Below are 1276 nucleotides of genomic sequence, written 5' to 3'. Positions count from 1 at the left end.
GCCGCGGGGAATCCGGAACGGAAGCCGGCACGGAGGAGACGTCCGTGGTGGCTGCTCCGTTCTGTGGTCCCGGTGAGTGCAGCACGGACGGGAGAGCCACGCACAGGGCTGCCGCGGTACAGGCCGCGGTCGCACCGAGGGCCTGTCGGCGGCGCCGGCGCCGGTCGGCGCGTCGGCGGATCTCCGCAGCAGGCAGGGTCGGCGCGGGCATCTGCGTGCGGAGCAGCCGAAGCCTGTCGCCGAGGGTGTCGTGGACGGGGTCAGACACAGAGCTTTCCTTCCTCGCTGGTCGGGGTCCGGTCGGCGAGTCCGGCCGCGAGCGCGGCCCGGCCGCGGGCGAGGCGACTCTTGACGGCGCTGACGCTGGCGCCGGTCTCGGCCGCGACCTGCTCGACGGAGAGGTCGCACATGTGGTGCAGGACCAGGGCGTTCCGCTGTGCCTCGGGCAGGTCGCGTAGCGCGGTGACCAGCATCAGGTGCTCCTCGGTGGGCGGCTCGACGGTGGGCGGTTCGGGGCGGTGGTGGCGTCCGGCCAAGTGCAGGCCCCGGGCCATACGTCGCCAGCGGGAGAGGGCCAACCGCCGGGCCGTGGTCCGGATCCATGCCTCCGGGGCGCTGTCCGGGTCGAAGGTGCGCCTTCGGTCCCACGCGCGGATGAACGCCTCCTGGACCACGTCCTGTGCTTCGGACCAGTTGCCGGTGAGCGCGTAGAGCTGCCCGGTCAGGCGGGAGAAGGACGCCGCGTAGAACGCGTCGAACTCCTGTGGCGTCATCAAGGGCCTCTCCTCCGGGGCTGTTCGTCAGCTCGCGGCACAGGCGGCTCGCGAGGAAGCGCTCCTCGGCTGCGGCGGTGGAGCCGTGCGTCCTGGGCGGAGCCTCCCGCCCTGTACGCACGAGTACCGCCCCAGGGTTGCACCCGCGGCCTATGACCTGGATCACGTGCGAGGGGTGCGACCTGCCGGGTGTCGGGAGACCTACAGGGGCGCAGGCGTCAACCGGACGCCCGGCAGGAAAGGACACGGATTCATGCGTATCCGCCCGATCATGTTCATCGCCGCCACCGCCGTAGCCGTCGCGACCGCGGGGGGAATGGCCACTGCCGCAACCAGCACCTCCACGCCCACCCCCACGGCCCACGGCGAGCCCTCCGCTGTGCCCACCGCTGTGCCCTCCGCTGTGCCCAGCGCTGCGCCCTCCGCCTCGGCCTCCGGGGCCGGCTCGGCCGGCGCCTCGGCGGTCCCCGGCAGCGGCCCGTCCGTCACCCGTTCGACTGCCA

The 1276-nt window shown here is 73.4% G+C and carries 1 protein-coding gene and 2 pseudogenes; all 3 read right to left on the bottom strand.

All coding sequences use genetic code 11. The features are described 5' to 3' along the window. Positions 1-268 (bottom strand): annotated as a pseudogene (locus AB0D10_RS46375) (hypothetical protein); the annotation flags it as partial. After that, positions 261-773: a SigE family RNA polymerase sigma factor gene (locus tag AB0D10_RS46370; RefSeq protein WP_360269176.1), complete on the bottom strand. Its 513-nt coding sequence runs from the start codon at positions 771-773 to the stop codon at positions 261-263. The gene AB0D10_RS46370 and the pseudogene AB0D10_RS46375, both read right to left, overlap by 8 nt. A 201-nt stretch (positions 774-974) precedes the next feature. Then, positions 975-1276: pseudogene (locus tag AB0D10_RS46365) on the bottom strand (hypothetical protein); the annotation flags it as partial.

The sequence above is a fragment of the Kitasatospora sp. NPDC048545 genome (assembly GCF_040651155.1).
In the GTDB taxonomy this organism is placed as follows: domain Bacteria; phylum Actinomycetota; class Actinomycetes; order Streptomycetales; family Streptomycetaceae; genus Kitasatospora.
The sequence above is the reverse complement of the archived record's forward strand: the minus strand, read 5'-3'. Positions and strand labels throughout refer to the sequence as shown.